This window comes from Pseudomonas sp. F(2018) (assembly GCF_005508865.1).
Lineage (GTDB): Bacteria > Pseudomonadota > Gammaproteobacteria > Pseudomonadales > Pseudomonadaceae > Aquipseudomonas.
This window is the reverse complement of record NZ_SCOM01000005.1, coordinates 299843-323446: the sequence shown is the minus strand read 5'-3', so window position 1 is coordinate 323446 and position 23604 is coordinate 299843. Positions and strand designations below refer to the sequence as shown.

Below are 23604 nucleotides of genomic sequence, written 5' to 3'. Positions count from 1 at the left end.
CCGCTCCTTCTGAGGGCCTATAGCTCAGTCGGTTAGAGCAGAGGACTCATAATCCTTTGGTCCACGGTTCGAGTCCGTGTGGGCCCACCAAATGAAAAGCCGCGCAATTGCGCGGCTTTTTCGTTTCTGTCCTTCAGCGTTTGGCGATGATGTACACCGCGTGCACGATGCCCGGGATGTAGCCGAGCAGGGTCAGCAGGATGTTCAGCCAGAAGGCTCCGCCGAAGCCAACCTGCAGGAACACGCCCAGTGGCGGCAGCAGGATGGCGATGAGGATACGGACGAGGTCCATGCGCTACTCCTTGAGGTCCATGGCGGCGATGTCGCCGCACTAGCACAGACCCCAGCACGCGCAGCACGGTTCAGGCAGATTCGCTCAGGCGCTCAAGCCACGCACGTGCAGCACGCCGAACAGCAGCACCTGCAGACGATCCTGCCAAGGCTGGGCCTGGCGTTGCAGGCGGCCGTGCAACAGGACGATCTCCAGCACGTGCACCAGCAGCATCAGCGCCGCGGCCCAGGTCATGTAGGGGCCGGCAAAGGGGTGTAGCAGGTTGATCAGCGCCAGCAGCCAGAACACGGCCACTGCGCCTTTGGCGATTTTCAGCATGGATGATTCCTTCAGCTGTAGAGAAAGCTCGGGCCCGGGTGTTCGCGGCCGTCGTCGACACCGACTTCCAGGGCCAGCAGTTCGTTGAGCCGGCCGCTCAGACGCTCGATCAGGGCGCGTTGCGCCTGCGGGTCGGCGGCCAGGTTGTGCAATTCTTCCGGATCGGTCTGGGTGTCGTACAGCTCCAGGTCGTTGCGCGCCAGCAGATCGTCGAAACTGGCCGGGATATGGTGATCCTCGGCGGCGAAGTAGCGGGCGAACTTGTAGCGGCCGTCGTGGATGCCGCGGAACAGCGCGCGGTTCTTCATCGATGGGCCGAGCTGCATTTGCGCCAGCGACTCCTGGATGATCGCCCAGGGCGTGACCTGATCATGGTCGCGCATCACCGCCTCGGTGAATTCCGGATCGAGGTACATGACCACGCCGTAGTCGTATAGGTGGCCGCGCTCATCGCGCACGGAGCGCCGACTGGCCCCGCCGATGCTCTCGACCAGGCTGACCCCGGCCAGCTGCTGATAGCGCTCGGCCTGCCCCGCCGCATCCAGCCCGGCCAGTTCCAGCACGGTCGGCACGATGTCGACGGTGGAGCCCAGCGCCTGGCTGGTGAAGCCCTGCTGGATGTCCGGATGACGCACGATGAAGTTGACCCGGGTGTTCTCCTTGTACATGTGCGGGCCCTTCTGCCGTAGCTGGTGGGCGCCCGCCATCTCGCCGTGGTCGGCGGTGAGGATGACGATGGTGTCTTCGGCCAGGCCGCTGTTCTCCAGCGCCAGCAGCACCTGCTCGATGGACTGGTCGACGTCGCGCACGCAGTTCAGGTAGTAGCTCTGCAGGCCCTGCCAGGCCTGCTCGTCCTTGGGGTCGAGGTGGCCGTAGATGTTGTTGCACAGCTCGACGTCGGCGCGCTGGGCCCAGGGTTTGCGGCTCAGGTCCTCGGCATAGAAGCTCTTCGGTAGTGGCAGGTCCCAGTGTTTCTCGTACAGCCCGGTGCTCGGCCCAGGCGAGATCGGGCCGAGGAAGTTGCGCCGCAGGCGGCTCTGTTCCTGCCTGATCCCCGAGCTGTAGAACATGATGTCGTGCGGGTTGACGAAGTTGACCGCGAGGAACCACGGCTGCTCGTCGCTGCGGTGCTGCTGCAGCCAGGCCACCGAGTCGCTGGCGGTGACCTTGTCGTAGATGAAGCCGGTCATCAGAGAGCCATGCGGGTCGCCATTCAGGTTGTAGTCGGCGAAGCCGTAGGGCAGCAGCGCATCGGTGCTCGGCTGCACCACGCCGTAGGTCAGGTTGCTCGACTGCTCGATGTGCGACAGGTGCCATTTGCCCTTGTAGGCGGTCAGGTAGCCCTGCTCGCGCAGCATATGGCCGAGGGTGGGAATCTGCGGCGACAGCTCGCGAAACGGCGGCAGGCCGACGTTGGCAGTGATCAGGGTCTTCTGCGTGTGCTGGCCGGTGAACAGCACCGAACGCGATGGCGAGCAGGGCGTGGTGTTGACGTGAAAATTGCCCAGGCTCGCCGCGCGCTGCAGCAGGCGCTCGTGGCCGGGCAATGGCACGGCGCTGGGCAGGTCCTGGTGGGCGCGCTGCTGGTCGGTGACGATCAGCAGGATGTTCGGCTTGCGCCCGGCGGGCCGCACCAGCGCCGGGGCGGACTGCTGGCCGAATACCGGAGCCGCCAGGCCGGCGGCGGACAGCGCGGCCGCCTTCTTCAACAGTTCGCGACGCTGCATGACGCTACTCCTCCGGACGCGGGATGGTCAGCCGCTGCCGGCGAACCGGCAGCGGCACATGGCGGATGACCGGGTGCTCAGCGCACGGTCAGGGCGATGGGGGCGTCTTCGAAGTCGAAGCAGCCGAGGAAGGTCTTGATATCGAGCAGGTTGCCGTCGACCTTCACGTCGCCCAGCAGGGCGCCCTTGAGCAGGCCGTTCTCGCCATTGATCACGGTGTCCAGATAGGTCTTGTCGAGGGTCAGCTTGAGCGTGGTGTCGGCCGGGATGCCCTTGTGCAGTTCGACCACGCCGCGGCGTACTTCCAGGGCCCACTCCTCGCCGATATCGGGGAAGACGAAGCCCAGGGTCAGGTTCACATCGGCGCTATTCTGCGGGTCGACGCGGGTCACCCAGTTCTGCAGGAAGATGCGCGCCGGCAGGTTCTTCAGCATGTCCGCCGAGAGGAAGGCGCCACGGATGCGCTTGCCCATTTCCTCGGCGCCGCCGTTGTCGAACTTGCCCTCCAGCTCCATGGCGCTCATCAGGTACCAGTTGCGCCAGTTGATGTTCATGCTGGCGTAGCCGAGCTTGCGGAAGCTGCGTGCCTTGATGTCGCGTGCCAGGGTGTCGCCGTGATCGACGCGGATCGAGTAGCTGGCCAGCTCGGCGGCCCATTGGTAGTCGCCCTTGAGGTAGGCGTCGCCGGCGGCCAGCAGCACCTTGTCGCGGCCACCCATCAGCTCGATCAGGCGCTTGGCTTTTTCCACCGGCGGGATCGGGTCGAGGTCCACCGGGTCACCCTGGAACCAGCCCAGGTAGCCGTTGTAGATCTGTCGCACGCTGTGTTTCACCGTGCCGTAGTACTCGCGCAGGTAGGGCGTGTAGCCGGCCAGGTGCGGCGGCAGCTTGACCTTCTCGACCAGTTCGTCGGGGGTCAGGCCCTTGTTCATCCAGCGCACGGTCTGGTCGTGGATATAGGCGATGGCGTCGCGGGTCATGCGCAGCACTTCCTCGACCTTGTCCTTGCCGCTCACCGGCTGGCCGTGCAGCGGCACCATGTAGTCGGCCTGGAAGGCGCGCAGGGCGTCGAGGCTCTTCACCCACAACACCGGGTCGCGGAACTTGGTGCCGCGCAGGGTGTGCACGTTGGGCAGGGTCGGCCCCTGGGTGACTTCGGCGCTGATCAGCACACGGTTGTTCGGCAGGAACAGGACGATCTCGTCCGGTGCCTCGCTGGGGGCGTGAAGGAACTGCACCGGCAGGCCGGCGATGGTGGTGTCGAGCTTGTCCTTGAAGGTGATGGTCGGCGCGATGAAGGTCGATTGCCCCTCATGGGCCAGCGGGCCGAGGCCGGCGTTCATGTCTTTCTTGTCGGCATCCGACAGCGCGGCGCCGAAGCTGTAGCCGGAGCGCATGCCGAGGATCGGGCCGACCAGCGCACCCTGGGTCACCACGTTTTCCAGCAGGGTTTCCTGGGCGTAGATCTGCACCTCGCCACTCTTCACCTGTTCTTCGCTGACGAAGCCCTTCACCCCGTTGATGTGGTCGGGGTGGAAGTGGGTGTAGACGATGGCCTTGATCGGCTTGCTGCTGATCTTGCGGAACTCGGCGAGCACCTTGCGCGACTGCTCGGCCGACTCGCCGGTGTCGACGATGATCAGCCCCTCGGGCGCCTCGATCATCACGCTGTTGGCCAGGTTCCAACCCACCGCCGACCAGACGTTGTCGGCGATCGGGTAGACCTTCTCGTTGAAGTGTTTGGTGTGCTCGGCCAGCTCGGCGTTGATCGAGGGCTCGATCTTCTCGGCGGGCAGTTCGGCATTCGCAGTGAACGGCAGGGCAGCAGCCAGCAGCAGGCCACTGAAGTGGGACAGGGTGCGCATCGGGCGACCTCGTATTTTTAGGGCTATCGACTCTTGGCAGACTGCCGAGGCGGGCCCAATAATTCCAATGCATTTCAAATCAAGCATTGATGCAGACCGCGCATGAACGATCTTCGCCAGCTCCGCCACTTCGTCGCCCTCGCCGACCACGGCCATTTCGCCCGCGCCGCCGAGGCCGTGCATCTCAGCCAGCCGGCGCTGAGCCGCAGCATTCAAGCGCTGGAAAGCAGCCTGGGCTGCAACCTGGTGGACCGCCACAGCCGCGGCATCAGCCTGACCGCCCATGGCGAGCTGGTGCTGGAGCATGCGCGCCGCCTGCTGGCCGGCAGCCAGGCGCTGAGCAATGCGGTGAGCCAACTGGGTAACCTGGGCAGCGGTGAGGTACGCCTGGGCGCCGGGCCCTACCCGGCGGCGCGCCTGGTGCCGCAGGCCATGGGCGCCTTTGCCGAACGCTTCCCGCGGGTGCGCCTGCAGCTGACCATCGACAGCTGGCAGCAGCTGCGCACGCGCCTGCTGGACAACCAGATCGAGCTGTTCGTCGCCGATATCCGCGAGTTCCAGGACGATCCGCGCCTGCAGATCGAGGCGCTGCGCCCGCACCCGGCCGTGCTGTTCTGCCATCCGCAGCATCCACTGCTGGCGCGCTCGCACCTGACGGTGAAAGACCTGCTGGATTACCCGCTGGCAGGCACCCAGTTGCCACAGGAAGTGGCCAGCGCCCTACAGAGTCTGAGCGGCCGGGAGGCCAGCCCGCTGAGCGTCGAGTGCGACAATTTCATGGTGCTCAAGGAGCTGGTCTCGGCCAGCCATGTGCTGAGCATGTCGCCCTGGGACGTGATCGCCCAAGACGTGGCGGCCGGGCGCCTGGCCGTGCTGCCGCTGCACACCGGCATGCCGGCGCAGCGCTCCGCCTACGGCATCGTCAGCCGCGCCGGCCACAGCCTGTCGCCAGGTGCGGCCGAGTTGCAGAGGGTGATCCTCGCGCAGGACGGCGCCAGCCATATCCCACCGCTGATCTAGCGCCGGCTCGCGTCAGAACTTATGCCGCGCAGCGTACAGGCAGACCATCTCCATCGCCAGGGTGGCACCGGCCAGGGCGGTGATCTCCGAGTTGTCGTAGGGCGGCGCCACCTCGACCACGTCCATGCCGACCAGGTTGATCCCGCGCAGGCCACGCAGGATTTCCAGGGCCTGGTGGCTGGAGAGCCCGCCACACACCGGGGTCCCGGTACCCGGAGCAAAGGCCGGGTCGAGACAGTCGATATCGAAGGTCAGGTACACCGGGTTGTCGCCGACGCGGGCGCGGATCAGCTCGGCGATCTGCTCCGGCGTGCTGCGATTGACCTGCCGCGCATCCAGCACCTGGAAGCCCATCACGTCGTCGTTGGTGGTGCGCAGGCCGACCTGCACCGAACGCGCCGGGTCGACCAGGCCGTCCTTGGCGGCGTGGTAGAACATGGTGCCGTGGTCGATGCGCGCGCCCTCCTCGTCCGGCCAGGTGTCGCTGTGTGCGTCGAAGTGGATCAGCGACAGGGTGCCGTGCTTCTTGGCGTGGGCCTTGAGCAGCGGGTAGCTGATGAAGTGATCGCCGCCCAGGGTGAGCATGGCGCAGCCGGCGTCGAGGATCCTATCGGCGTGGGCCTCGATGGCCGCCGGGGTGTCCTGCGGCGTGCCGTGGTCGAAGTAGCAGTCGCCGTAGTCGATGCAGGCCAGCAGGTCGAACGGATCGAACTCCCAGGGGAAGTGCCGGGCCCAGGCCGACTGGATCGAGGCGGCACGGATGGCGCGTGGGCCGAAGCGGCTACCTGGGCGGTTGGTGGTGGCGGTGTCGAACGGCACGCCGCTGACCACCAGATCCACCCCACGCAGATCGCGGGTGTAGCGGCGGCGCATGAAGCTGGTGATGCCGGCGTAGGTCGGCTCGGCCGCGGTGCCGTAGAGGCTGTCGCGGGTGATGGCCTGATCGTTGTCGAAGGCTTGTTCCATGGTCGGATGCTCGATATCTGCAGAACGGGCCACTCAGTGCCGGAGTGGCCATACGGCAATCAGTACTGGGTGCGGAACGCCGTCCACAGCCGAGTGCGCTGGCGCATTTCGCGCAGCGGCAGGCTCTGCTCGGCGAACAACTTGGCGCGCATGTCCGCGGCCGGGTAAATGTCCGGATCACCGCTCACCGCCTCGTCGAGCAGCGGCGTGGCCGCGCGGTTGGCGTTGGCGAAGTACAGCGAGTTGGTCAGCTCGGCGATGGCCTCGGGCTTTAGCATGTAGTCGATGAAGGCGCGCGCGGCCTCGGGGTGCGGGGCATCCACCGGGATGGCCAGGGTGTCGAACCAGATCAACGTGCCTTCCTTGGGAATCCGGTAGACCACCGAGAACGGCTGCTTGGCTTCGATGGCGCGGGCGGTGGCCATGCCGGCGTCGCCGGTGTAGGTCAGTGCCAGGCAGGTCTCACCCTTGGCCAGGTCGTCGATCTGCCGGCTCTGGCCGACGTAGCGCAGGTTCGGCTGCAGTTGCGCGAGCAGCTCCTTGGCCGCCTCGCGATCAGCCTCGGCGGTGCTGTAGGGGTCCTTGCCCAGGTAGTTGAGGACCACCGCGATCACCTCCTGCGGCGAGTCGAGCACGCTGATGCCGCAGTCCTTAAGCTTGCTGGCGTACTCGGGCTTGAACAGCAGGTCGAGGCTGTCCAGCGCCACACCGGGCAGGCGCTGCTCCACCGCTTCCTTGTTGATGCCCAGGCCGATGGTGCCCCAGGTGTATGGCACGCCGTAGGCGTTGCCGGGGTCGACGCCGGCCAGCTTGGCCAGCAGCTCGGGATCGAGATTGCCCTTGCCAGCCAGCTCGCCCAGCGGCTGCAGCGCCTTGGCGCCGATGGTGCGGGCCAGCACGCTGGACGACGGCACCACCACGTCATAGCCGCTGCCGCCAGTGAGCAGCTTGCTCTCCAGCACCTCGGCGCTGTCGAAGGTGTCGTACTTGACCTTGATCCCGGTCTCGGCCTGGAAGCGCTGCAGCGCCTGCGCCGGTACGTAGTCGGCCCAGTTGTAGAGGTTGAGGACTTTTTCCTCGGCCTGCAGCGGCAGGGCGAAGGCGAACACAAGCAAGCTGGCGACAAGGCGCATGAGCGGATTCCTCGGCAGATTCGGTAGCCCGCGCCCCTCTGCTGGGGGCTCTGGAGTGGAGCCATCCTGCGCCGCGGTTTGCTTCCGATAAATACGAAGTGATCTACTCTGGCATCGATATCTATCAATGTATGGAGCCACGATGCTCAGCCAACTGCGTGACCTCGACCTGCAGCTGCTGCGCCTGTTCGTCAGCGTGGTGGAGAACGGCGGCTTCAGCGCCGCCCAGGGCGAGCTGGGCATCGGCCAGTCGACCATCAGCACGCAGATGGCCAAGCTGGAGACACGCCTGGGCTTTCGCCTGTGCGAGCGCGGCAAGGCGGGCTTCCGCCTGACGCCCAAGGGCGAGCAGGTGCTGGTCGCCACCCGCAAGCTGTTCGGCGCCATCGAGACCTTCAAGGGCGAGGCCCAGGGCATGGCCGACAAGCTGCTCGGCGAGCTGCACGTCGGTCTCTCCGAGGCCCTTGCCGACGAGGTGCTGGAGCGGGTCGGCGCGGCCATCGGGCGGTTTCGCCGGCGCAACCAGGCGGTGCAGATCGAATTGCTCAGCGCCACCCCGGCCGAGCTGGAGCGGCGCCTGCTGCAGGGCCAGCTGCAACTGGCCATCGGCTATTTCTCCGGCAGCCAGACCACCCTCGACTACCGCCCGCTGTTCAGCGAGCCGCAACACCTGTATTGCGGCCAGGGCCACCCACTGTTCGGCCGCACGCGCATCAGCCCGGACGATCTGGACGCCTGTGACCGGGTGCTGCACCCCTACCGTTTCATCGCCGCCGACGAACCCTGGCAATCCGGCAGCAGCAGCGCGCGCTGCGAACAGGTGGAAGGCAGCCTGGCCTTCATCCTCTCCGGAGCGCACATCGGCTACCTGCCGCAACACATTGCCGCGCCCTGGGTCGCCCGTGGCCAGCTGCGCGCCCTGCAACCGCAGCAGCTGAGCTTCAGCGTCGAATTCCGCCTGGCCCAGCACCGCGGGCGCCAGCCCAGCGAGGCGCAGCAGGCCTTCAGTGAAGACCTGCTGGCAAGCTTTGCTGACCAAGGCTCAGTGGCGCGGTGACCGCCCCGCGTGATCCCGCTGGCGCAGGCGCTCGGCGAGGACGTCGAGTGCCTGCAGGGCTTGGTGGATGCCGTGGTGAAGCGAGCGCGACGCATGTGCCGCGGAGGCTGCAGCGGCGAAATCCTCGGCTTCGAGTTGGTAACGCGGGTCGAAAAGGCTGAACCTATCCATAACCAATTCCTCACGAATGGCCGGCGCGGTATGCGCAGGCACAGTAGGGCAGTGACGGGCATCGGGGGATTGTTCTTGTTCGGCAAGCGTGCCGCCGGTTGGTGACACGCATGCAGGCTATGACCCACCGGCGTGCCGGCGGTTTCGCCGCCGCTGATCAATTTCTGCGCAAATGCCTTTGCGAGCAAGCCGGCGAAATGTCGCAGCCGGCTAAGCTGCGTGCCAGAGCGGCGGCGTATTCGGCGCGGCGCACTATAGTTTCCTCTCAAGCCTTCAGTCCGTTCACCCACTCGCCCCCAGGAGTCACCATGAGCAAGGTTTACAAGGTCGCGGTCATCGTCGGCAGCCTGCGCAAGGCCTCGATCAATCGCAAGCTGGCCCTGGCATTGGCGGAGCTGGCGCCGCCATCGCTGCAGCTACAGATCGTCGAGATCGGCGAGTTGCCGTTGTATAACGAGGACATCGACGTCAGCCCTGCACCGCAGGCCTACACCCGCTTCCGCGATGAGGTGAAGAGCGCCGACGCGCTGCTGTTCGTCACCCCGGAATACAACCGCTCGATCCCGGCGCCCATGAAGAACGCCATCGACGTCGGCTCGCGTCCCTATGGCCAGAGCGCATTCGGCGGCAAGCCCGGCGCCGTGCTCAGCGCCTCGCCTGGCGCGGTCGGCGGCTTCGGCGCCAACCACCACCTGCGCCAGTGCCTGGTGTTCCTCGACGTGCCCGTGCTGCAGCAGCCCGAGGCTTACTTGGGCGGCGCCGGCAGCTTCTTCGACGACAGCGGCAAACCGAACGACGGCATCAAGGGCTTCCTGCAGAAGTTCATCGACGCCTACGCGGCCTGGGTGGAGAAGAACCTGAAGGGCTAGAGCGGAATGCGCAGGCTAGGCTTGCCCTATCCCTCTGCGAGTTCTGCCCCATGAACGATGACGCGCCCAGCGACATCAACTGGCTGGCCCCCGATCAGGATCGGCGCCAGGCCGAGGGGCTGGGCGCGGCGCTGGAGGTGCGGGCGCGCAGCGGCGAGTCCATGCGCGGCTTTCGCCTCAAGTACGCCAGTCTCGCCGGAGTCGACCTGGTGCATCATGGCAGCCGCGAGGGCTACGACCTGCGCGAGGCCGACCTGTACCGCGCCGATCTGCAGAACGCCCACCTGTTCGCCCTCAACCTGCGTGGCGCCTCGCTGATGAAGGCCGACCTGCGTGGCGCCAACCTGCACTGCGCCGATCTGCGTGACTGCAATCTGCTGGGCGTGCGCCTGGAGGGCGCGCGACTGGACAACGTGCTGTGGGATCGCCAGCTGATCCAGGAGCGCCGCGGCCGCGAGCGCCAGCGGGAAGGCGATGCGGAAGGCGCGCGGCAGGACTTCGAGGAGGCCGAGGAGACCTACCGCAACCTGCGTCTGCGCCTGGAGAAGGCCGGGCTGTTCGAGCAGGCCGGGCAGTTCTTCCACCGCGAGATGGTCATGCGCCGCCTGCAGATGCCGCGGCTGTCGAGCCGGCGCCTGTTCTCCTGGCTGGTCGACCTGTTCTCCGGCTACGGCGAGAAGCCGCTCAATGTGGTGCTGTTCTCCCTCGGCCTGATCGTCGCCTGCGGCCTGCTGTACTTCCTGGTCGGCGTGCGCCACGGCGACCTGCCCCTGGGCCTGGCCCTGGAGCGCGGCCTGGCAGCCAACCTGCGCGACCTGCTGGACTGCCTCTATTACAGCGTGGTCACCTTCACCACCCTGGGCTACGGCGATATCACGCCCCACGGCCTGGCGCGGCCGATCGCCGCCTTCGAGGCCTTCGCCGGCAGCTTCACCATGGCCCTGTTCGTGGTGGTGTTCGTGAAGAAGATGACTCGCTGATGCAGGGCGAACCGACCGTATTGGCGGTGCTGGTGATCGGCGCCGGCTTCTCCGGCATCGGCATGGGCATTCGCCTGCGCCAGGCCGGCATCGAGGATTTCCTGATCCTCGAACGGGCCGCCGAGATCGGCGGCACCTGGCGCGACAACCATTACCCGGGCGCCGCCTGCGATGTGGAATCGCACCTGTACTCCTTCTCCTTCGAGCCGCGTGCCGACTGGTCGCGCAAGTATTCCGGGCAAGCGGAAATTCTCGACTACCTGCAGCACTGCGTGCGCCGCTACGGCCTGACGCCGCATATTCGCTGCGACGCGAGCATGACGGCGGCCCGCTATGACGAAGCAAGTGGCCTCTGGAGCGTGCAGCTGGCGAGCGGCGAACTGCTACGCACACGGGTGCTGATCAGCGCGGTCGGCGCGCTCAGCGAACCGGCGATTCCCGCGCTGCCAGGCCTAGCCGACTTCCGCGGCGTACGTTTTCACTCCGCGCAGTGGGACCACGCGCAGGACCTGAGCGGCAAGCGGGTGGCGGTAATTGGCACGGGTGCCAGCGCCATCCAGTTCGTACCGCCGCTCGCCGAGCAGGCCGGCCAGTTGCTGCTGTTCCAGCGCACCCCGCCATGGATACTGCCCAAGGCCGACCGCACCTTCAGCCCCGCGGAGAAACGCCTGCTGCGCCTGCGCCCATTGCAGTGGCTATACCGCGCACTGATCTACTGGATCAACGAATCGCGGGTGCCCGGCTTCGCCCGACGCAGCGACTGGCTGCTCAAGCCGGCCGAGCGCATGGCCCTGCACCACCTGCGCCGCCAGGTGCGCGACCCCGAGCTGCGCAAGGCGCTGGCGCCGGACTACCGCATCGGCTGCAAGCGCATCCTGATCGCCAACGACTACTACCCGGCCCTGCAACGCACCAATGTGCAGCTGGTACGCAGCGCCATCGCCCGGATCGGCGCCGACCATATCGATACCCGCGATGGCCAGCGCCACGCGGTGGACGCGCTGATCTTCGCCACCGGCTTCCGCGCCACCGAATACCTGCACAATGTGGAAATCCGCGGGCGCCAGGGCCTGAGCCTGCGCGAGGCCTGGCGCGATGGCGGCGAGGCCTACCTGGGCATCGCCTGCGCCGGCTTCCCCAACCTCTTCATGCTCACCGGCCCCAACACCGGACTCGGCCACAGCTCGATGATCTTCATGATCGAGGCCCAGCTGGGCTTTATCCTGCAGGCCATCCAGCGCCTGCGCGGCGACGACCTGCGCAGCATCGAGGTGAGCGTCGAGGCGCAGCTGGCATTCAACACGCAGCTGCAGCAGCGCATGGCCAACTCGGTGTGGACCAGCGGTTGCCGCAGCTGGTACCTCGACGCCCACGGGCGCAACACCACCCTGTGGCCCGCCAGCACCCTGGCCTACTGGTGGCAGACCCGACGCTGGCCGGCCGAGGCCTTCACCCTGGAGCCGAACGGCTGATAGGCTGCGTCAGCCAACCGAACGAGGAGCCAGCATGAGCACCATGACCCTGTACCACTCCCCCGCCTCGCCCTTCGTGCACAAGGTGCTGGTGTTGCTCCACGAGACCGGACAGACCGAGCGGGTGGCCCTGCATTCGGTGCAGTTGACGCCGGTGACGCCCAGCACCGATGTGCTGCACGACAACCCGGCCGGCAAGATTCCCGCCCTGCGCCTGGCCGACGGCACGGTGCTGCACGACAGCCGGGTGATCCTCGACTACCTCGACAGCCAGCATGTCGGCGAGCCGCTGATTCCCACCGGCGGCGCGCGCTGGCGGCGCCTGACCCTGGCCTCGCTGGCCGACGCCATCCTCGATGCCGCCGTGCTGCTGCGCTACGAGACCTTCCTGCGTCCCGAGGACAAGCGCTGGGACCAGTGGCAGGCGGCCCAGCAGGAGAAGATCGAACGGGCCCTGGCGTACTTCGAAAGCGAGTGTCTGGCCGAGCTCGCCAGCCGCTTCGATATCGCCGCCATCGGCCTGGCCTGCGCCCTGGGTTATCTCGATTTTCGCCAGCCGCAGCTGGGCTGGCAGAAGCGCTTTCCGGGCCTGGCCGCCTGGTATGCCGATGTCGGCCAGCGGCCGTCGATGCAGGCCACTCAACCGAAGTAGCCGAACACGATCAGCCCCTCGGCCGGCAGCACCAGCAGCAGCGCCTCGTGCTTGCGTGCATGGAAAGAACCCGGGCTCTGCATGGCCAGCAGGATGCGGCGCTCCAGGTCTTCATCCGCATCGGCGCAGGCCAGTGGCGGCCAGCCTTCGCTGATTTCCCCCGCCAGAACCGGTGTGCTCTGCCAGGCCTCGAAGTGGTAGTAGTCGTCGGCGTAACCACGCGCCTGGCGGGCCTCGCCCAGCGCGGCCAGCCCCGAGTTGTTCAACGCATCGCGGGTCTCTCCTGACAGGCGAAACACCGCCACGCCACAGCCCTCGCGAAAGCCGCTCTCGCCGCTGATCAGCACCACGCCGCCCGGCTCGATGGCCGCCGGCAGCGCGTCGATGAAGTGCGAGCGCTCGAACAGTTTGAACATCAGGTACAGGCACAGCAACGCCCAGCAGTTCAGCAATACGACACGATGCAGCCAGCGCCCCAGCGTTCTTACCCAAGCTCTCATCGCCACCTCAGGCCAGGAAATAGAACAGCCACAGGCCCAGCACCACCACCGCGCCAACCTGCAAGCCACGCCGCAGGCTGGCGGCACGATCGGGGTCGGCGATTTCCCAGGCCGGCCACTGCAGGGCCAGGCTGGCCAGCGCCAGGGAAGTGAAGAAGCCATTGAATGGCCAGGAGGGCAGCAACAGGCCGATCAGCACGGCCAACAGGTAAGCCAGCGTGCTGCCACTCATCACGCCGACCAGCAGATCCCAGGCATGCCAGCGGGCTAGCGACATTTCCTGGGCTCCTGGCACCGGGTTGGCTGCAACGGCTGCAGGGGCACGAACAAACGTGCAATGCGCCGCGCCAGCAGATGTCCCAGGCGCGCCTCCTCGCGCAGACCGACACGGCCGCTCATGCCCGGTACCACAGGCGGAAAAAGCCGGCGGCCAGCAGCAGGGCGACCTGGGCCAGGGCCACGCACAGCTGCAGGAAGGACTGCACGTGGGCGTTGTCAGCGGCATCGGACACGCCGGTCAGACCATCCCAGAAGCCGCCCGGCAGCAGCGCCAGGGCGACGCTGGCCAGCGGTCGGCCGCTGAGGTTGAGGCCGTGGATCAGGTCGAACTGGCCGAAGAACATCAGGCCGACCAGGAGCATCCCGGCCACCACCAGGCCGAGGGCGAAACAGGCGGAAAACTGCATCAGTAGACGAATCATGGCGATCTCCTCAGGGGGCGCGGCCACCACCGCGCCCGTATCGATCAGGCGAGGGTGGTGGTCGGCTTGGCGATGCCGTACCAGTCGAGCTTGCGGGTCAGCACCATCACCGCGGCGAGCAGGCCGAACACCAGCAGCGAGCCCATCAGCAGGGCGTAATCCTCGGCGCTGAGCAGGGCGTAGAGCATCGCGTAGAGCCCGGCCAGGGCGGCGGTGAAGCCGGCCCCGCGTAGCCAGCTGTGCAGCACGTGGCTGACGTAGAAGCCGATCAGCAGCACGCAGGCGGAGGCCGCCAGGGCATAGGCCTGGGCGAAGGCCATGTGCTCGGCCAGCGACAGCAGCAGCAGGTAGAACATCGCCAGCGACAGGCCGACCAGGCCGTACTGCACGGGGTGCACGGACAGGCGCTTGAGCACCTCGAAGAGGAAGAAGCCGGCAAAGGTCAGGGCGATGAACAGCAGGGCGTACTTCAGCGCGCGGTCACTCTTCAGGTACTGATCCACCGGGTCGACGAAGCTGACGCCGAACTGGCGGCCGAGGAAGGCGTTGCAGTCGCCGGCATTGGCGCAATCGTTGAGGGCCTCCTCCATGTTGGTGGCGAAGAAGCTGGTCTGCCAGCGCGCGCTGAAGCCCTTGGCGGTGATCTCGCGCTCGCTCGGCAGGTACTCGCCGATAAAGCTCGGGTGCGGCCAGTCGGCGCTCAGGTCGACCTGGGTCTCGCGGCCCACCGGGGCGATGCTCAGCTCGCCGGTGCCCTGCAGCAGCAGGTCGAAGGCGAAGTCCAGGCGCTGCGCCTGATGGGTGTCCGCCACCGCCATCGGCAGCGGCGCATGCACGCCGGCGCCCAGCAGCTGGTCGGCACTGCCCGGCTGGAAGGCCAGCTTGCGCTCGCCCTGCTCCAGCACCAGGTTGTTCTTGATGCCGCGGATGTCGCTGATGCCGACGCTGACGAATGGCTCGCCGAAGCGGAAGTCGCCGAGATCCTCGGTCACGCCGAAGTTGGCCGGCACCTCGAAGTGGCCGGAGAGGCGGCTGTTGCTGTGGAACAGGCGCGCCTGGTAGATGCCGCGAGCGCGAAGCTCGGTGCCGATCTCGCCGCCGACGGCCAGGCGTTCCGGCAGGAAGTACACGCGGCCGCTGACTTCGCTCTCTTCCAGATAGCGCTCGCCGGTCTTGTCGTGGGTCTTCCACTCGCGCACGGTCTTGCGGTACGGCACCACCAGCAGCGGGCCGGTGATTTTCTGGCTGTGGCTGGAGCTGCGCGCGATGTCTTCCAGCACGCCGTCGCGCAGCTCCTGACGCTCCTCGATCATGCCGTCGATCATGATGATCGGGATCATCAGCAGAATGATCAGCGCGGCGATGGCGCCGAGCTTGATCAGCAGGTTGCGATTCATGGGGAAACTCTCCTTGGGTTGGACCGTGGGGAGAGTCTCGACGGCGCCGATGGTGGCGCCGTGCGGGGATTGTGGAGAGCGTGTGGAGTTTGTGTGGGTCTGACAGCGGGGTGTGCTAGAGCCAGGCTAGGCGCAACGACCAACGGGAGTAACAGCCGAAGGCTGGTCCGCAGGGCGAGCACCGCGAGTCAGCGGGCCGAAGGAGCAGAGTTTACAGCGAGTAAATGAGCATCCTGAGGCCCGCTTCAACGACGCCTGACCGACGCACGGCCCGCTGTCACTCGCCGCGGATGTACTGCTCCAGCTGCTGGATCAGACTGGCCTGGTCGGCAATGGTCTGCTTGACCAGGTCGCCGATCGACAGCATGCCGATCAGCTCGCCCTCGGCCACCACCGGCAGGTGGCGCAGGCGGTGGTCGGTCATCAGCTGCAGGCAGTGCTGCACGCTGTCACGCGGGCCGACGGTGATCACCTCGGCGGTCATGATCTCGCTGACCTTGGCCTCGAAGGCGCCACGCTCCAGTTCGGCCAGCTTGCGCACGTAGTCGCGCTCGCTGACTATGCCCGCCAGGCGCCCGCCGGCCAGCACCAGCAACGCGCCGATCTTCTTCTCGGCCAGCAGCTTGACCGCATCCAGCACCGAGGCCTCCGGCGCGATGTGGTGGACGTAAGCGCTGGGCTTGGTTCTGAGCAGTTCCGCAACGGTCTTCATGCATCGCCTCCCCGGGCTGTTTGTTGTTCTCCGCCAAGCAGGATCTCTGCCAGCCGCAGTGCTGGCTCGACCTGTGACGAAGCATAGCCCAGCTCAGTCGAGGCTCCTCTGCAAGGCCGCCAGGTCGAGCTGGGCGACCGCCTGGCGCACCTTCAGGCCCAGCTCGTTGTCGTTGAGAAAGCCCTTGTTGACCACGCTGATGGTCAGCAGCTGCACGCTGCTCGGCGGCAGGCCCGGCTGGAAGTAGCCCGGCTCGAAGGCCACGTAGTACACCGCGCCCGGATCGCTGCAGGGGGCGAACAGGCCGCGGCTACTGCTGCTCTGGCAGGTCGGCGAGCGCCGTTCGGCATCGGACATGGCATCGAGCGTGGCCTGCTTCTGCGCCGCCGTGCCCTGCCACTGGCGAATGAACTGCTCCAGCTGATGACGACTCTCGGCATCCGTGGCCTCGGCCAGTTGCTGCTGCAGGCTGGCGATATGCTCGCGCTCACCGGCCAGCAGCCCCTCCAGATAACGCTGGCGGCTGATATGGGCGAAGGGCTTGCGCCCGGCCTTGTGCACCACCACCACGTCCTTGCTGCCGACCTGCAGCACCGGCATGCCCTGCAGCCGGCGCGGCTTGACCAGCAGCTGGAAGTAATCGCCCTGCGCATCCTGGCCCACCGGATAGCCGAACAGCGCGCCCTGGTCGTTGACCCGCATCTCGATCGCCGGGCCCTCGCCGTAGCCGCGCAGACCGCCGCTGGCCGGGTCCTTGGCGCTGCGCGCCGGGTCGACCCGGCGTACCAGCAGGTGCGCCCAGCCACCGGCCGGGGCACCGCTCAGTGCGGCCGGCTGCTCGAACAGGCGCATGCTCTGGTCGATGGCGAAGCCCTGCAGCGGCGCCAGTGCCCCGGTCTGGCGCAACAGCGCCAGCAGACCGTCCAGGCGCGCGCGCAATTGCGGCACCTGGGCCTGGGGCAGCGGGCTGCCCTGAATATCGAACCCCACCGGGGCGACCGAGCCGCGGGCGCTGCTCAGACCATCGGCAAGAGCCAAAGCGCTGCCGCCCAGGCCCAGCAGCAGACACAGCAAGCGCAGGCCGGGCATGGCTACCAGACCTCCGCGTCTTTGGCGGCCGGCTCGGCGCTGGACGTCGGGGCGCCGCCCTGGGCGGCGCTGCTCTGCTCGCGGTTGCCGGCGCTCTGCGCCGCCACCTGCACGGCCTTGACCGCCAAGCCCTGGTCGGTCCCGCTGAGGGAGGTTTCCTGCATGGCGCGGCTGAGCACATCGCCGAGCAGGGCGTTCTGCCCGGAGCCGGTGCAACCGCTCAGCAGGCAGGCGAGAGTGAGTGTGGCGAACAGTGGACGAATCATCGGTGCGGCTCCTGGAATGGCGCAGCGGCCAGGGCCGCTGCAGTCGGGGAACCGCAGCTTGGCGGTGCAGCGTTCGCGAATCGTTCAGGCCAGCGGCAGGCGCAGGCTGGCGCGCACGCCGCCGGGTACGTTGGCCAGGGCCAGTTCGCCACCGTGCAGCGCCGCCACCTCCTGCACGAAGTTGAGCCCCAGGCCGGTGCTCTTGCGCCCGCTGGCGGGGCGCGGCAGTGAATAGAAGCGCTCGGTCAGGCGCGGCAGGGCGTAGTCGGGAATCGCCTCGCCCTGGTTGAACAGCGCCAGCTCCACATGCCCGTCGGCGACCTCGGCGCTGAAGCGCAGCTCGCCACCCGGCGGGGTGAAGTCGAGGGCGTTGTCCAGCAGGTTGGCCAGCGCCTGGCGCAGCAGGAAGCGCTCGCCGGGCACCACCAGGCCGGCGGCGATATGGTTCTCGACCCTCAGGCCGGCGGCCTGGATGCGCGCGGCCTGGGACTGCAGCAGGCCGTCGGCGAGATTATGCATCTCCACCTCCACCCGCTCCTCCAGGCCCTGGCGCTGTTCCACCAGGGCCAGGTTGAGCAGGCGCTCGATCAGCTGCTGCAGGCGCGCGCCCTCGCTGGCGATATTGGCCACGAAACGCTGGCGCTGCTCGGCGGGCATGTCGCTCTCCAGCAGCTCGGCGGCGCCGCGGATCGCCGCTAGCGGGCTCTTCAGCTCATGGGTCAGGGTGTGCACGTACTGCTCGACGTAGTCCTTGCCCTCCAGCTCGGTGCGCATCTTCTGCACCGCCTGGGCCAGCTGGGTCAGCTCGCCGCCGCGCAGGGCCGGCAGCTCGGCGCGCTGGCCCTGGCTGACCGCCTGGGCATAGCGGGTCAGCTTGCGCAGCGAGCCGCTGAGCCACCAGGACAGCACCCCGCCGATCAGCAGGCCGAGCACGATCAGCCCGGCGCCGAGCCAGCCCAGGCGACGCTGGGAGCGCTCGATATAGGGCTGCAGCGACTGATTCGGCTTGGCCACCGAGACCACGCCGATGATCTGCGCGCCATCTTTGATCGGCGCCGCCACGTACATCACCGAGCTGTTCTCGTCGGCCGGGTCCTCGCGGGTCGAGCGCGCGCCGTACTCGCCGCGCAGGGTCAGCAGCACGTCGTTCCAGCGCGAATAGTCCTGGCCGACGGCGACGCCGCTGGAGTCGAGCAGGACGATGCCCCTGGCGTCGGTGACGTAGATGCGGTGGCTCACCGCACTCTTCTCCACGCCCCAGATCTGCGCCTGCGGCTGGCGCAGGCCGTAGGCCTTGAGCAGCTCCGGCAGACGGCCCTGGGCCAGCTGGCCGCTCTTCACCTCGTCGCGCAGGATCTCGGCCAGCAGGTTGGCGGTGTCCACCAGGGTTTCCTCGGTGGACTGGCGCACGCCGGGGCGGATCTCGTCCATCACCGTGCTGAGCACGAACCAGCCGGCCAGGCCGACGAACAGGAAGTACACCAGGAAGATGCGAACGCCTAGCGGCATGGCCGCCCTCCCGGCTGTGGCTTGGGGCTGTGGTGCATGGTGACGTCCCTGTGCGAGGTTGGCCGAACGGTCAGCTAGGCTGGGCGGCCGTGGGCTTAGATGGCAGAATGATGCCGCGGTCATGGCCGACCATTGCCCGCAGGCATCGGCACACTCGAACGACAAGGCCAGCATACCGCACAACCGAACCGGATCTGCCCCACTCGCCACCGAGCCCGCGCCGCCCTGGCCGGGAAAGCTTTGACATGAACGTCGCCAGCCCTACCCAGCCGTTCGCCCTGAACCTGCTCGGCAGCTTTGCCGCCTCCTGGCACGAACAGCCGCTGGAAGGCTTCAACTACGACAAGATGCGCGCCCTGCTCGCCTACCTGAGCCTGGAGCACCATCGCGAACACAGCCGCGAGACGCTCGCCGCCCTGCTCTGGGAATCCAGCCCCAGCGAGACCTGGCGCGGCAACCTGCGGCGCACCCTGTCGGACCTGCGCCGGGTGCTGGAAACCCCCACCGGCCTGGAACTGTTCGACGCCAGCAAGAACAGCCTGCGCTTCCTCCCCGACGGCCACATCGACGTGCTGCGCTTTCGCCGCGAACCCCAGCGCTGCGCCAGCCACCCGGCCTGCCAGCAGTGCCCGAGCTGCATCGCCGAGCTGGAGGAAGCGGCGGCGCTCTATCGCGGCGACTTCCTCGCCGGCCTCGACCTGCCGGACTGCCCGGACTTCGAGGACTGGCTGCTGCTGCAGCGCGAGTCCCTGCGCTGCCACGCCCTGGCCCTGCTGGAGCACCTGAGCAACCTGTTCGAGCAGCGCGGCGAACTGCAGCGCGCCCTGCCCCACGCCCGCCGCCTGGTGGAGCTGGACCCCTGGCAGGAAAGCGGCCAGCTGCGTCTGATGCGCCTGCTGGCACGCAACGGCCAGAGCGCGGCGGCGCTGTCGCAGTACGAGAGCTTCCGCAACCAGCTGTGGAAGGAGCTGGGCGTGCACCCGAGCAAGGACTGCCAGGAGCTGCAGCAACGCATCCGCGACGGCAAGCTGCAACCCGCGGCGCCGGCGCCGGAAACCCGCGCCGTGGCGGTGCCGCCACCGCCGGCCGAGCTGCGCCAGGTCACCGTGCTGTATTGCGAGATATCCGTCGCCGGCTGCGCCGACCCCGAGGAGGCCCTGGCCCTGCTCGGCGCACCGCAGGCCCAATGCATGCAGGTGATCCGCGCCCACGGCGGCCATGTGGTGCAGGCCCATGGCGGCGGCCTGCTGGCCTATTTCGGCTACCCGCATGCCCGCGAAGACGCCGCGCGCATGGCCGTGCTCGCCGCCCTGTCGCTGGCCGCCGCCTGCGAGCCGGCCCAGGTGCGCTGCGGCCTGCATACCGGGCAGATTGTCACCGCGCCGGGCCAGCAGATTCCCGATGCCACCGGCTTCACTTCGGACATCGCCGTGCAGGTGCGCCAGCACGCCGACTACCAGCAGGTGGTCCTCAGCGGCGTCACCCATCGCCTGGTCGAGGGCTATTTCCGCTGCCTGCCGCTGCACCGCGGCCTGGCCGGCCCGGGCGCCAGCACCGGCACCCTGTACCGCGCCGAGGTGGTCAGCGGCGCCCGTCACCGTCTCGCCGTGCAGCCGCAACTCACCCCGCTGGTGGGGCGCGACCAAGAGCTGCAGCGCCTGCTCGACCTGTGGCAGCAGGTACACGACGAAGGACGCGGCCAGGGCCTGCTACTCAGCGGCGACCCCGGCGTCGGCAAGTCGCGCTTGGTACACGAGCTGAGCAAGCGGCTGCCGGCCACCCTGCCCGGCCGCCAGGTGGAACTGCGCTGTCTGGAGCAGCACCGCAGCGACCCGCTGTTTCCCTGTGCCGAGCTGATCCGCAGCCTGGCCAGCTTCGTGCCCGGCACCAGCCCCGCGCAGCGCTACACGCACCTGTGCGAAGTGCTGCGGGTGTTCGGCCTCGAGCCGCAGAGCCACGACCTGGTCGCAGACCTGCTCGGCCTGCCGCTGCCGGAAGGCTCGCCAGTGGCGGCGATGCCCGGCGAGGTGTGGCGCGAGCGCATGCAAGAGATCCTCCTGACCATCGTCCGCGCCAACCCGCGCCAGCCGTTGCTGCTGGTGCTGGAAGACGCCCACTGGGCCGACTCCTCGACCCTGCAGCTGCTCGATCGCCTGCTGCGCGAGCCGGAGCGGCGTCCGCTGCTGATCCTCATGACCGCGCGCCCCGAGTTCCCCGGCCTGCCCTGGCGCGAGGCCGGCGCCCAGCAGCTGACGCTGCCGCACCTGAGCCAGGACCTGGCCCGCAGCATGGCCTCGCGCCTGCAGGTCGACATCGGCCAGGGCGACCTGCAACGCGTGCTCGCCCTGGCCGACGGCGTGCCGCTGTTCATCGAGGAGCTGGTGCAGTGGGGCGCGCGCGACGACCGCCTGCAGAGCATTCCGCTGACCCTCAACGACCTGCTGATGGCGCGCATCGACCGCCTCGGTCCGGCCCGAGCCGTCGCCCAACTGGCGGCCAGCATCGGTCGCGAATTCCATATCGAGCTGCTCGAAGCATTGCACGACGGCGCTGCGGCGCAGCTGCACGAACAGCTCCAGGAGCTGCTGCGCAGCGGCCTGGTCAACCCCGGCAGCCAGCAGACCCTGTACCAGTTCAAGCACGCGCTGATCCACCAGGCCGCCTACCTGTCGCAGCCCAGGGCCCAGCGCCGGCGCACCCACGGGCGCATCGTCGAGGTGCTGCTGCAACGCTTCCCAGCCCGCGCCCAGCATGTCCCGGCGCAGGTTGCCCACCACCTCGGCGAGGCCGGCCAGCACACCGAGGCCATCGCCTATTGGCAGCAGGCGAGCAACAACGCGCGGCGCATCTCGGCCAACCGCGAGGCCGCCGAATGCCTGCAGCGCGCCCTCGAATGTCTGGCCGAGCTGCCGGCCGAGGCCAGCCGCGACCGCCTGGAGCTGGAGCTGCAACTGGCCCTCGGCACCGTGCTCAACTCCGCCGAGGGCTATGGCGCGAGCGCCACCCTGGCGGCCTTCGCCCGCGCCCATGCGCTCGGCGCCCAGGTCGAGGATCCCGAGCTGCGCTTCCGCACCCTGTTCGGCATCTGGGGCGGCGCCGGATCCGAGCAGACCCACGACCGCGTGCTGGAGCTGGGCCTGCAGGTACTGGAAGCGGCGCAGCGTACCGGGCGTCCGGTGCACCTGCTGATCGGCCAGAACTGCTGCCTGGTCGGCTCCTTCTGGGGCCGCCCGCTGCGCGAGACCCGCGCGCTGGCCGAGGCGATGATCGCCAACTGCAAGCCCGAGGTGCGCCTGGAGTGCCTGCACGACTACGGCGAGGACCCGCTGATCAACGCGCGCAACTATCTGCTGCTCGGCCTGTGGATCGCTGGCCAGGCCGAGCGCGCGCAGACGGTCTGCCACGAGCTGCTGGAGGACGCCCACGCCGGCGGCTTCGCCAACGCCATCTGCTATTCGCTGGTGTTCACCTCGATGCTGCACTTCCTGCGCCGTGACCCGCAGCAGGTCGCGGCGATGGCCGCGGAAACCATCGAGCTGTGCCAGCGCAACGGCCTGCAGGTGTGGCACGACATCGCCGATGTGATGGCAGGCTGGGCCCGCGTGGCCCAAGGCGATGCCGGCGGCATGGCGGATATCGAGCGCGGCGTGGCTGGCAATCGGCAGTCCATGTCGAGCATCGAGGTCACGCTCGGCACTCTGCAGCTCGACGCCCTGCTGCGCCTCGGCCGGCATGCCGAGCTGGTGCGCGAGGCCGAACGCCTGGGCGAGATCGCCGCGCGCCGCGCCGATCGCTACCTGATGCCGGAGCTGCTGCGCCTGCGGGTCGAGGCCCTGCTGGCGCTGGGTCGCGAGGATGAGGTGGCGCCGCTGCTGGCGCAGGCCGATGAACTGGCCGCCTACCTGGGCGCCGACGCCTGGCACCTGCGCCTGGCGATGACGCGCCTGCGCTGGCTGCCGACGGTGGCGCACCGCGCGGCGTTGGCTGAACTGCTGGCCGAGCAGATCGCGAGCGCCGACCCGCAGGACCGCCTGGACGCCGAGGCGCTGCTCGCCGGTTAGGCGCTGCGCGGGCTGTAGCTGTAGCCCAGGCCGCGGTGGGTCTGGATCGGCTCGGCGTCGGGAGCCACCTGGCGCAGCTTGGCGCGCAGGCTCTTGATATGGCTGTCGATGTTGCGCTCGTAGCCGGCGTCGGCCGGCACGCCCAGGGCATCGAGCAGTTGCTCGCGGGCGAACACCCGCTCCGGCTGCGCCAGCAGCGCCTGCAGCAGGCGGAACTCGTGCCGGGTCAGCACCAGCAGCTGCTCGCGGTAGTGGATCTGCACCCGCTCGGCATCCACGCGAAACAGCCCGCCATCGGCAACGGCCGGCTCGCTGGCACGCGGCGCCATGCGCTTGAGGATGGCCTTGACCCGCGCCGCCACCTCCCGCGGGCTGAACGGCTTGACCACGTAGTCGTCGGCGCCGATTTCCAGGCCCACCACCCGGTCGATCTCCGCATCGCGGGCGGTGAGGAAGATCACCGGCACCTCGGAGAAACGGCGCAGCCGCTTGCAGGCCTCGAAGCCGCTGATGTCGGGCAGGCCGACGTCGAGAATCAGCAGGTCGGCAGGCGTGCGCTGCTGGAACTCCAGGGCCGCCTCGGCCAGGTTCAGCCAGGTGGTGGTGAAGCCTTCGCCCTGCAGGGCGAACACCAGGGTGTCGGCGATGGCGGCTTCGTCTTCGACGATAAGGATGTGCGGCATGGCTTCCGTGCGGGGCTGGCGGTGACTGCCGGGCACGGTGCCGCATGCCGCGCATGGCGTCAATCGCGCCGGACCGGCCCGGCGACGTACAGGCCGCTGAGGTACACCAGCAGCAGGCCGCCGGCGATCAACCACTCGTACATGGCGAACTCCTGGAATAGGGT

23 protein-coding genes and 1 tRNA gene are annotated in these 23604 nt (G+C 68.1%); 8 read left to right on the top strand and 16 right to left on the bottom strand.

All coding sequences use genetic code 11. The annotated features are described in order from the left end of the window. Nucleotides 1-13 precede the first annotated feature (13 nt). Nucleotides 14-90, top strand: a tRNA-Ile gene (locus FFS62_RS21020). A gap of 43 nt (nucleotides 91-133) precedes the next feature. Here FFS62_RS21020 and FFS62_RS21015 read toward each other — a convergent pair. From FFS62_RS21015 to FFS62_RS21000, 4 genes are all read right to left on the bottom strand, one after another. Next, complete coding sequence (locus tag FFS62_RS21015; RefSeq protein ID WP_074679695.1) at nucleotides 134-292, bottom strand: YqaE/Pmp3 family membrane protein; 159 nt, start codon at nucleotides 290-292, stop codon at nucleotides 134-136. Nucleotides 293-376: 84 nt separating this feature from the next. Continuing rightward, nucleotides 377-610, bottom strand: coding sequence for a DUF1145 domain-containing protein (locus FFS62_RS21010; protein ID WP_137974802.1), 234 nt, complete (start codon nucleotides 608-610; stop codon nucleotides 377-379). Between the two features lie 11 nt (nucleotides 611-621). After that, on the bottom strand, nucleotides 622-2337 hold the full coding sequence (locus FFS62_RS21005; protein WP_137974801.1) for a sulfatase-like hydrolase/transferase: 1716 nt from the start codon (nucleotides 2335-2337) through the stop codon (nucleotides 622-624). Between the two features lie 77 nt (nucleotides 2338-2414). After that, nucleotides 2415-4202 (bottom strand): alkyl/aryl-sulfatase, encoded by a 1788-nt coding sequence (locus FFS62_RS21000; RefSeq protein WP_137974800.1) that lies wholly within the window; start codon nucleotides 4200-4202, stop codon nucleotides 2415-2417. A gap of 102 nt (nucleotides 4203-4304) precedes the next feature. Here FFS62_RS21000 and FFS62_RS20995 point away from each other — a divergent pair, with 102 nt between their 5' ends. Continuing rightward, nucleotides 4305-5222 carry a LysR family transcriptional regulator gene (locus FFS62_RS20995; protein WP_137974799.1) on the top strand — a complete coding sequence of 306 codons (918 nt, stop codon included), beginning with the start codon at nucleotides 4305-4307 and terminating at the stop codon, nucleotides 5220-5222. Between the two features lie 12 nt (nucleotides 5223-5234). On the opposite strand, the gene speB is transcribed toward FFS62_RS20995, so the two are convergent. Next, nucleotides 5235-6188 carry an agmatinase gene (gene speB, locus FFS62_RS20990; RefSeq protein ID WP_137974798.1) on the bottom strand — a complete coding sequence of 318 codons (954 nt, stop codon included), beginning with the start codon at nucleotides 6186-6188 and terminating at the stop codon, nucleotides 5235-5237. 59 nt (nucleotides 6189-6247) lie between these two features. Continuing rightward, the gene (locus tag FFS62_RS20985) at nucleotides 6248-7321 is read right to left on the bottom strand and encodes a polyamine ABC transporter substrate-binding protein (RefSeq protein ID WP_137974797.1); all 1074 of its coding nucleotides are present in this window, start codon (nucleotides 7319-7321) and stop codon (nucleotides 6248-6250) included. Nucleotides 7322-7463: 142 nt separating this feature from the next. Here FFS62_RS20985 and FFS62_RS20980 point away from each other — a divergent pair, with 142 nt between their 5' ends. Then, nucleotides 7464-8378 (top strand): LysR family transcriptional regulator, encoded by a 915-nt coding sequence (locus FFS62_RS20980; RefSeq protein WP_137974796.1) that lies wholly within the window; start codon nucleotides 7464-7466, stop codon nucleotides 8376-8378. On the opposite strand, the gene FFS62_RS20975 is transcribed toward FFS62_RS20980, so the two are convergent. After that, entirely contained in the window at nucleotides 8364-8549 is a 186-nt protein-coding gene (locus FFS62_RS20975) for a hypothetical protein (RefSeq protein WP_137974795.1), read from the bottom strand. The genes FFS62_RS20980 and FFS62_RS20975 overlap by 15 nt on opposite strands. Nucleotides 8550-8857: 308 nt before the next feature. Here FFS62_RS20975 and FFS62_RS20970 point away from each other — a divergent pair, with 308 nt between their 5' ends. The 4 genes from FFS62_RS20970 to FFS62_RS20955 are packed head-to-tail and all read left to right on the top strand — an operon-like array spanning nucleotide 8858 to nucleotide 12522. Beyond that, complete coding sequence (locus FFS62_RS20970; RefSeq protein WP_137974794.1) at nucleotides 8858-9418, top strand: NADPH-dependent FMN reductase; 561 nt, start codon at nucleotides 8858-8860, stop codon at nucleotides 9416-9418. 50 nt (nucleotides 9419-9468) lie between these two features. After that, on the top strand, nucleotides 9469-10398 hold the full coding sequence (locus FFS62_RS20965; protein ID WP_137974793.1) for an ion channel: 930 nt from the start codon (nucleotides 9469-9471) through the stop codon (nucleotides 10396-10398). Further along, nucleotides 10398-11870, top strand: a complete 1473-nt coding sequence (locus tag FFS62_RS20960; RefSeq protein WP_137974792.1) for an NAD(P)/FAD-dependent oxidoreductase — start codon at nucleotides 10398-10400, stop codon at nucleotides 11868-11870. The genes FFS62_RS20965 and FFS62_RS20960 overlap by 1 nt, the downstream gene beginning before the upstream one ends. 34 nt (nucleotides 11871-11904) lie before the next feature. Beyond that, a complete protein-coding gene (locus FFS62_RS20955; RefSeq protein ID WP_171016382.1) occupies nucleotides 11905-12522 on the top strand; it encodes a glutathione S-transferase family protein in 618 nt (205 codons plus the stop codon). Here the strand turns inward: FFS62_RS20955 and FFS62_RS20950 are convergent. From FFS62_RS20950 to creC, 8 genes are all read right to left on the bottom strand, one after another. Continuing rightward, nucleotides 12510-13022, bottom strand: a complete 513-nt coding sequence (locus FFS62_RS20950; RefSeq protein ID WP_137974791.1) for a hypothetical protein — start codon at nucleotides 13020-13022, stop codon at nucleotides 12510-12512. The two genes, FFS62_RS20955 and FFS62_RS20950, sit on opposite strands and share 13 nt — an antisense overlap. A 7-nt stretch (nucleotides 13023-13029) precedes the next feature. Beyond that, nucleotides 13030-13299, bottom strand: coding sequence for a hypothetical protein (locus FFS62_RS20945; protein WP_137974790.1), 270 nt, complete (start codon nucleotides 13297-13299; stop codon nucleotides 13030-13032). A gap of 118 nt (nucleotides 13300-13417) precedes the next feature. Continuing rightward, the gene (locus FFS62_RS20940; RefSeq protein ID WP_137974862.1) at nucleotides 13418-13720 is read right to left on the bottom strand and encodes a hypothetical protein; all 303 of its coding nucleotides are present in this window, start codon (nucleotides 13718-13720) and stop codon (nucleotides 13418-13420) included. A 47-nt stretch (nucleotides 13721-13767) separates the two neighbouring features. Then, complete coding sequence (creD, locus tag FFS62_RS20935; RefSeq protein ID WP_137974789.1) at nucleotides 13768-15120, bottom strand: cell envelope integrity protein CreD; 1353 nt, start codon at nucleotides 15118-15120, stop codon at nucleotides 13768-13770. A 277-nt stretch (nucleotides 15121-15397) separates the two neighbouring features. Beyond that, nucleotides 15398-15832, bottom strand: a complete 435-nt coding sequence (locus tag FFS62_RS20930; RefSeq protein ID WP_137974788.1) for a CBS domain-containing protein — start codon at nucleotides 15830-15832, stop codon at nucleotides 15398-15400. A gap of 93 nt (nucleotides 15833-15925) precedes the next feature. Continuing rightward, a complete protein-coding gene (locus FFS62_RS20925) occupies nucleotides 15926-16921 on the bottom strand; it encodes a hypothetical protein (RefSeq protein WP_137974787.1) in 996 nt (331 codons plus the stop codon). Nucleotides 16922-16923: 2 nt separating this feature from the next. Beyond that, the gene (locus FFS62_RS20920; protein ID WP_137974786.1) at nucleotides 16924-17187 is read right to left on the bottom strand and encodes a hypothetical protein; all 264 of its coding nucleotides are present in this window, start codon (nucleotides 17185-17187) and stop codon (nucleotides 16924-16926) included. An 84-nt stretch (nucleotides 17188-17271) separates the two neighbouring features. Further along, nucleotides 17272-18696 carry a two-component system sensor histidine kinase CreC gene (creC, locus tag FFS62_RS20915; protein WP_137974785.1) on the bottom strand — a complete coding sequence of 475 codons (1425 nt, stop codon included), beginning with the start codon at nucleotides 18694-18696 and terminating at the stop codon, nucleotides 17272-17274. 245 nt (nucleotides 18697-18941) lie between these two features. Between creC and FFS62_RS20910 the strand changes: the two genes are divergently transcribed. Beyond that, complete coding sequence (locus FFS62_RS20910; RefSeq protein ID WP_171016381.1) at nucleotides 18942-22757, top strand: AAA family ATPase; 3816 nt, start codon at nucleotides 18942-18944, stop codon at nucleotides 22755-22757. Here the strand turns inward: FFS62_RS20910 and creB are convergent. Beyond that, complete coding sequence (gene creB / locus FFS62_RS20905) at nucleotides 22754-23440, bottom strand: two-component system response regulator CreB (RefSeq protein WP_137974783.1); 687 nt, start codon at nucleotides 23438-23440, stop codon at nucleotides 22754-22756. The two genes, FFS62_RS20910 and creB, sit on opposite strands and share 4 nt — an antisense overlap. Between the last annotated feature and the right edge of the window lie 164 nt (nucleotides 23441-23604).

Excerpts from the sequence above, each read along its gene's own strand:
- FFS62_RS20975 (WP_137974795.1), bottom strand. The coding sequence starts at position 8,549 with ATGGATAGGTTCAGCCTTTTCGACCCGCGTTACCAACTCGAAGCCGAG.
- FFS62_RS20985 (WP_137974797.1), bottom strand. The coding sequence starts at position 7,321 with ATGCGCCTTGTCGCCAGCTTGCTTGTGTTCGCCTTCGCCCTGCCGCTG.
- FFS62_RS20910 (WP_171016381.1), top strand. The coding sequence starts at position 18,942 with ATGAACGTCGCCAGCCCTACCCAGCCGTTCGCCCTGAACCTGCTCGGC.
- FFS62_RS20950 (WP_137974791.1), bottom strand. The coding sequence starts at position 13,022 with ATGAGAGCTTGGGTAAGAACGCTGGGGCGCTGGCTGCATCGTGTCGTA.
- FFS62_RS21000 (WP_137974800.1), bottom strand. The coding sequence starts at position 4,202 with ATGCGCACCCTGTCCCACTTCAGTGGCCTGCTGCTGGCTGCTGCCCTG.
- FFS62_RS21010 (WP_137974802.1), bottom strand. The coding sequence starts at position 610 with ATGCTGAAAATCGCCAAAGGCGCAGTGGCCGTGTTCTGGCTGCTGGCG.
- speB (WP_137974798.1), bottom strand. The coding sequence starts at position 6,188 with ATGGAACAAGCCTTCGACAACGATCAGGCCATCACCCGCGACAGCCTC.
- FFS62_RS20920 (WP_137974786.1), bottom strand. The coding sequence starts at position 17,187 with ATGATTCGTCCACTGTTCGCCACACTCACTCTCGCCTGCCTGCTGAGC.
- FFS62_RS21005 (WP_137974801.1), bottom strand. The coding sequence starts at position 2,337 with ATGCAGCGTCGCGAACTGTTGAAGAAGGCGGCCGCGCTGTCCGCCGCC.
- FFS62_RS20930 (WP_137974788.1), bottom strand. The coding sequence starts at position 15,832 with ATGAAGACCGTTGCGGAACTGCTCAGAACCAAGCCCAGCGCTTACGTC.
- FFS62_RS20945 (WP_137974790.1), bottom strand. The coding sequence starts at position 13,299 with ATGTCGCTAGCCCGCTGGCATGCCTGGGATCTGCTGGTCGGCGTGATG.
- FFS62_RS20960 (WP_137974792.1), top strand. The coding sequence starts at position 10,398 with ATGCAGGGCGAACCGACCGTATTGGCGGTGCTGGTGATCGGCGCCGGC.
- FFS62_RS20995 (WP_137974799.1), top strand. The coding sequence starts at position 4,305 with ATGAACGATCTTCGCCAGCTCCGCCACTTCGTCGCCCTCGCCGACCAC.
- FFS62_RS20925 (WP_137974787.1), bottom strand. The coding sequence starts at position 16,921 with ATGCCCGGCCTGCGCTTGCTGTGTCTGCTGCTGGGCCTGGGCGGCAGC.
- FFS62_RS20965 (WP_137974793.1), top strand. The coding sequence starts at position 9,469 with ATGAACGATGACGCGCCCAGCGACATCAACTGGCTGGCCCCCGATCAG.
- FFS62_RS20970 (WP_137974794.1), top strand. The coding sequence starts at position 8,858 with ATGAGCAAGGTTTACAAGGTCGCGGTCATCGTCGGCAGCCTGCGCAAG.
- creB (WP_137974783.1), bottom strand. The coding sequence starts at position 23,440 with ATGCCGCACATCCTTATCGTCGAAGACGAAGCCGCCATCGCCGACACC.
- FFS62_RS20980 (WP_137974796.1), top strand. The coding sequence starts at position 7,464 with ATGCTCAGCCAACTGCGTGACCTCGACCTGCAGCTGCTGCGCCTGTTC.
- creC (WP_137974785.1), bottom strand. The coding sequence starts at position 18,696 with ATGCCGCTAGGCGTTCGCATCTTCCTGGTGTACTTCCTGTTCGTCGGC.
- creD (WP_137974789.1), bottom strand. The coding sequence starts at position 15,120 with ATGAATCGCAACCTGCTGATCAAGCTCGGCGCCATCGCCGCGCTGATC.
- FFS62_RS21015 (WP_074679695.1), bottom strand. The coding sequence starts at position 292 with ATGGACCTCGTCCGTATCCTCATCGCCATCCTGCTGCCGCCACTGGGC.
- FFS62_RS20955 (WP_171016382.1), top strand. The coding sequence starts at position 11,905 with ATGAGCACCATGACCCTGTACCACTCCCCCGCCTCGCCCTTCGTGCAC.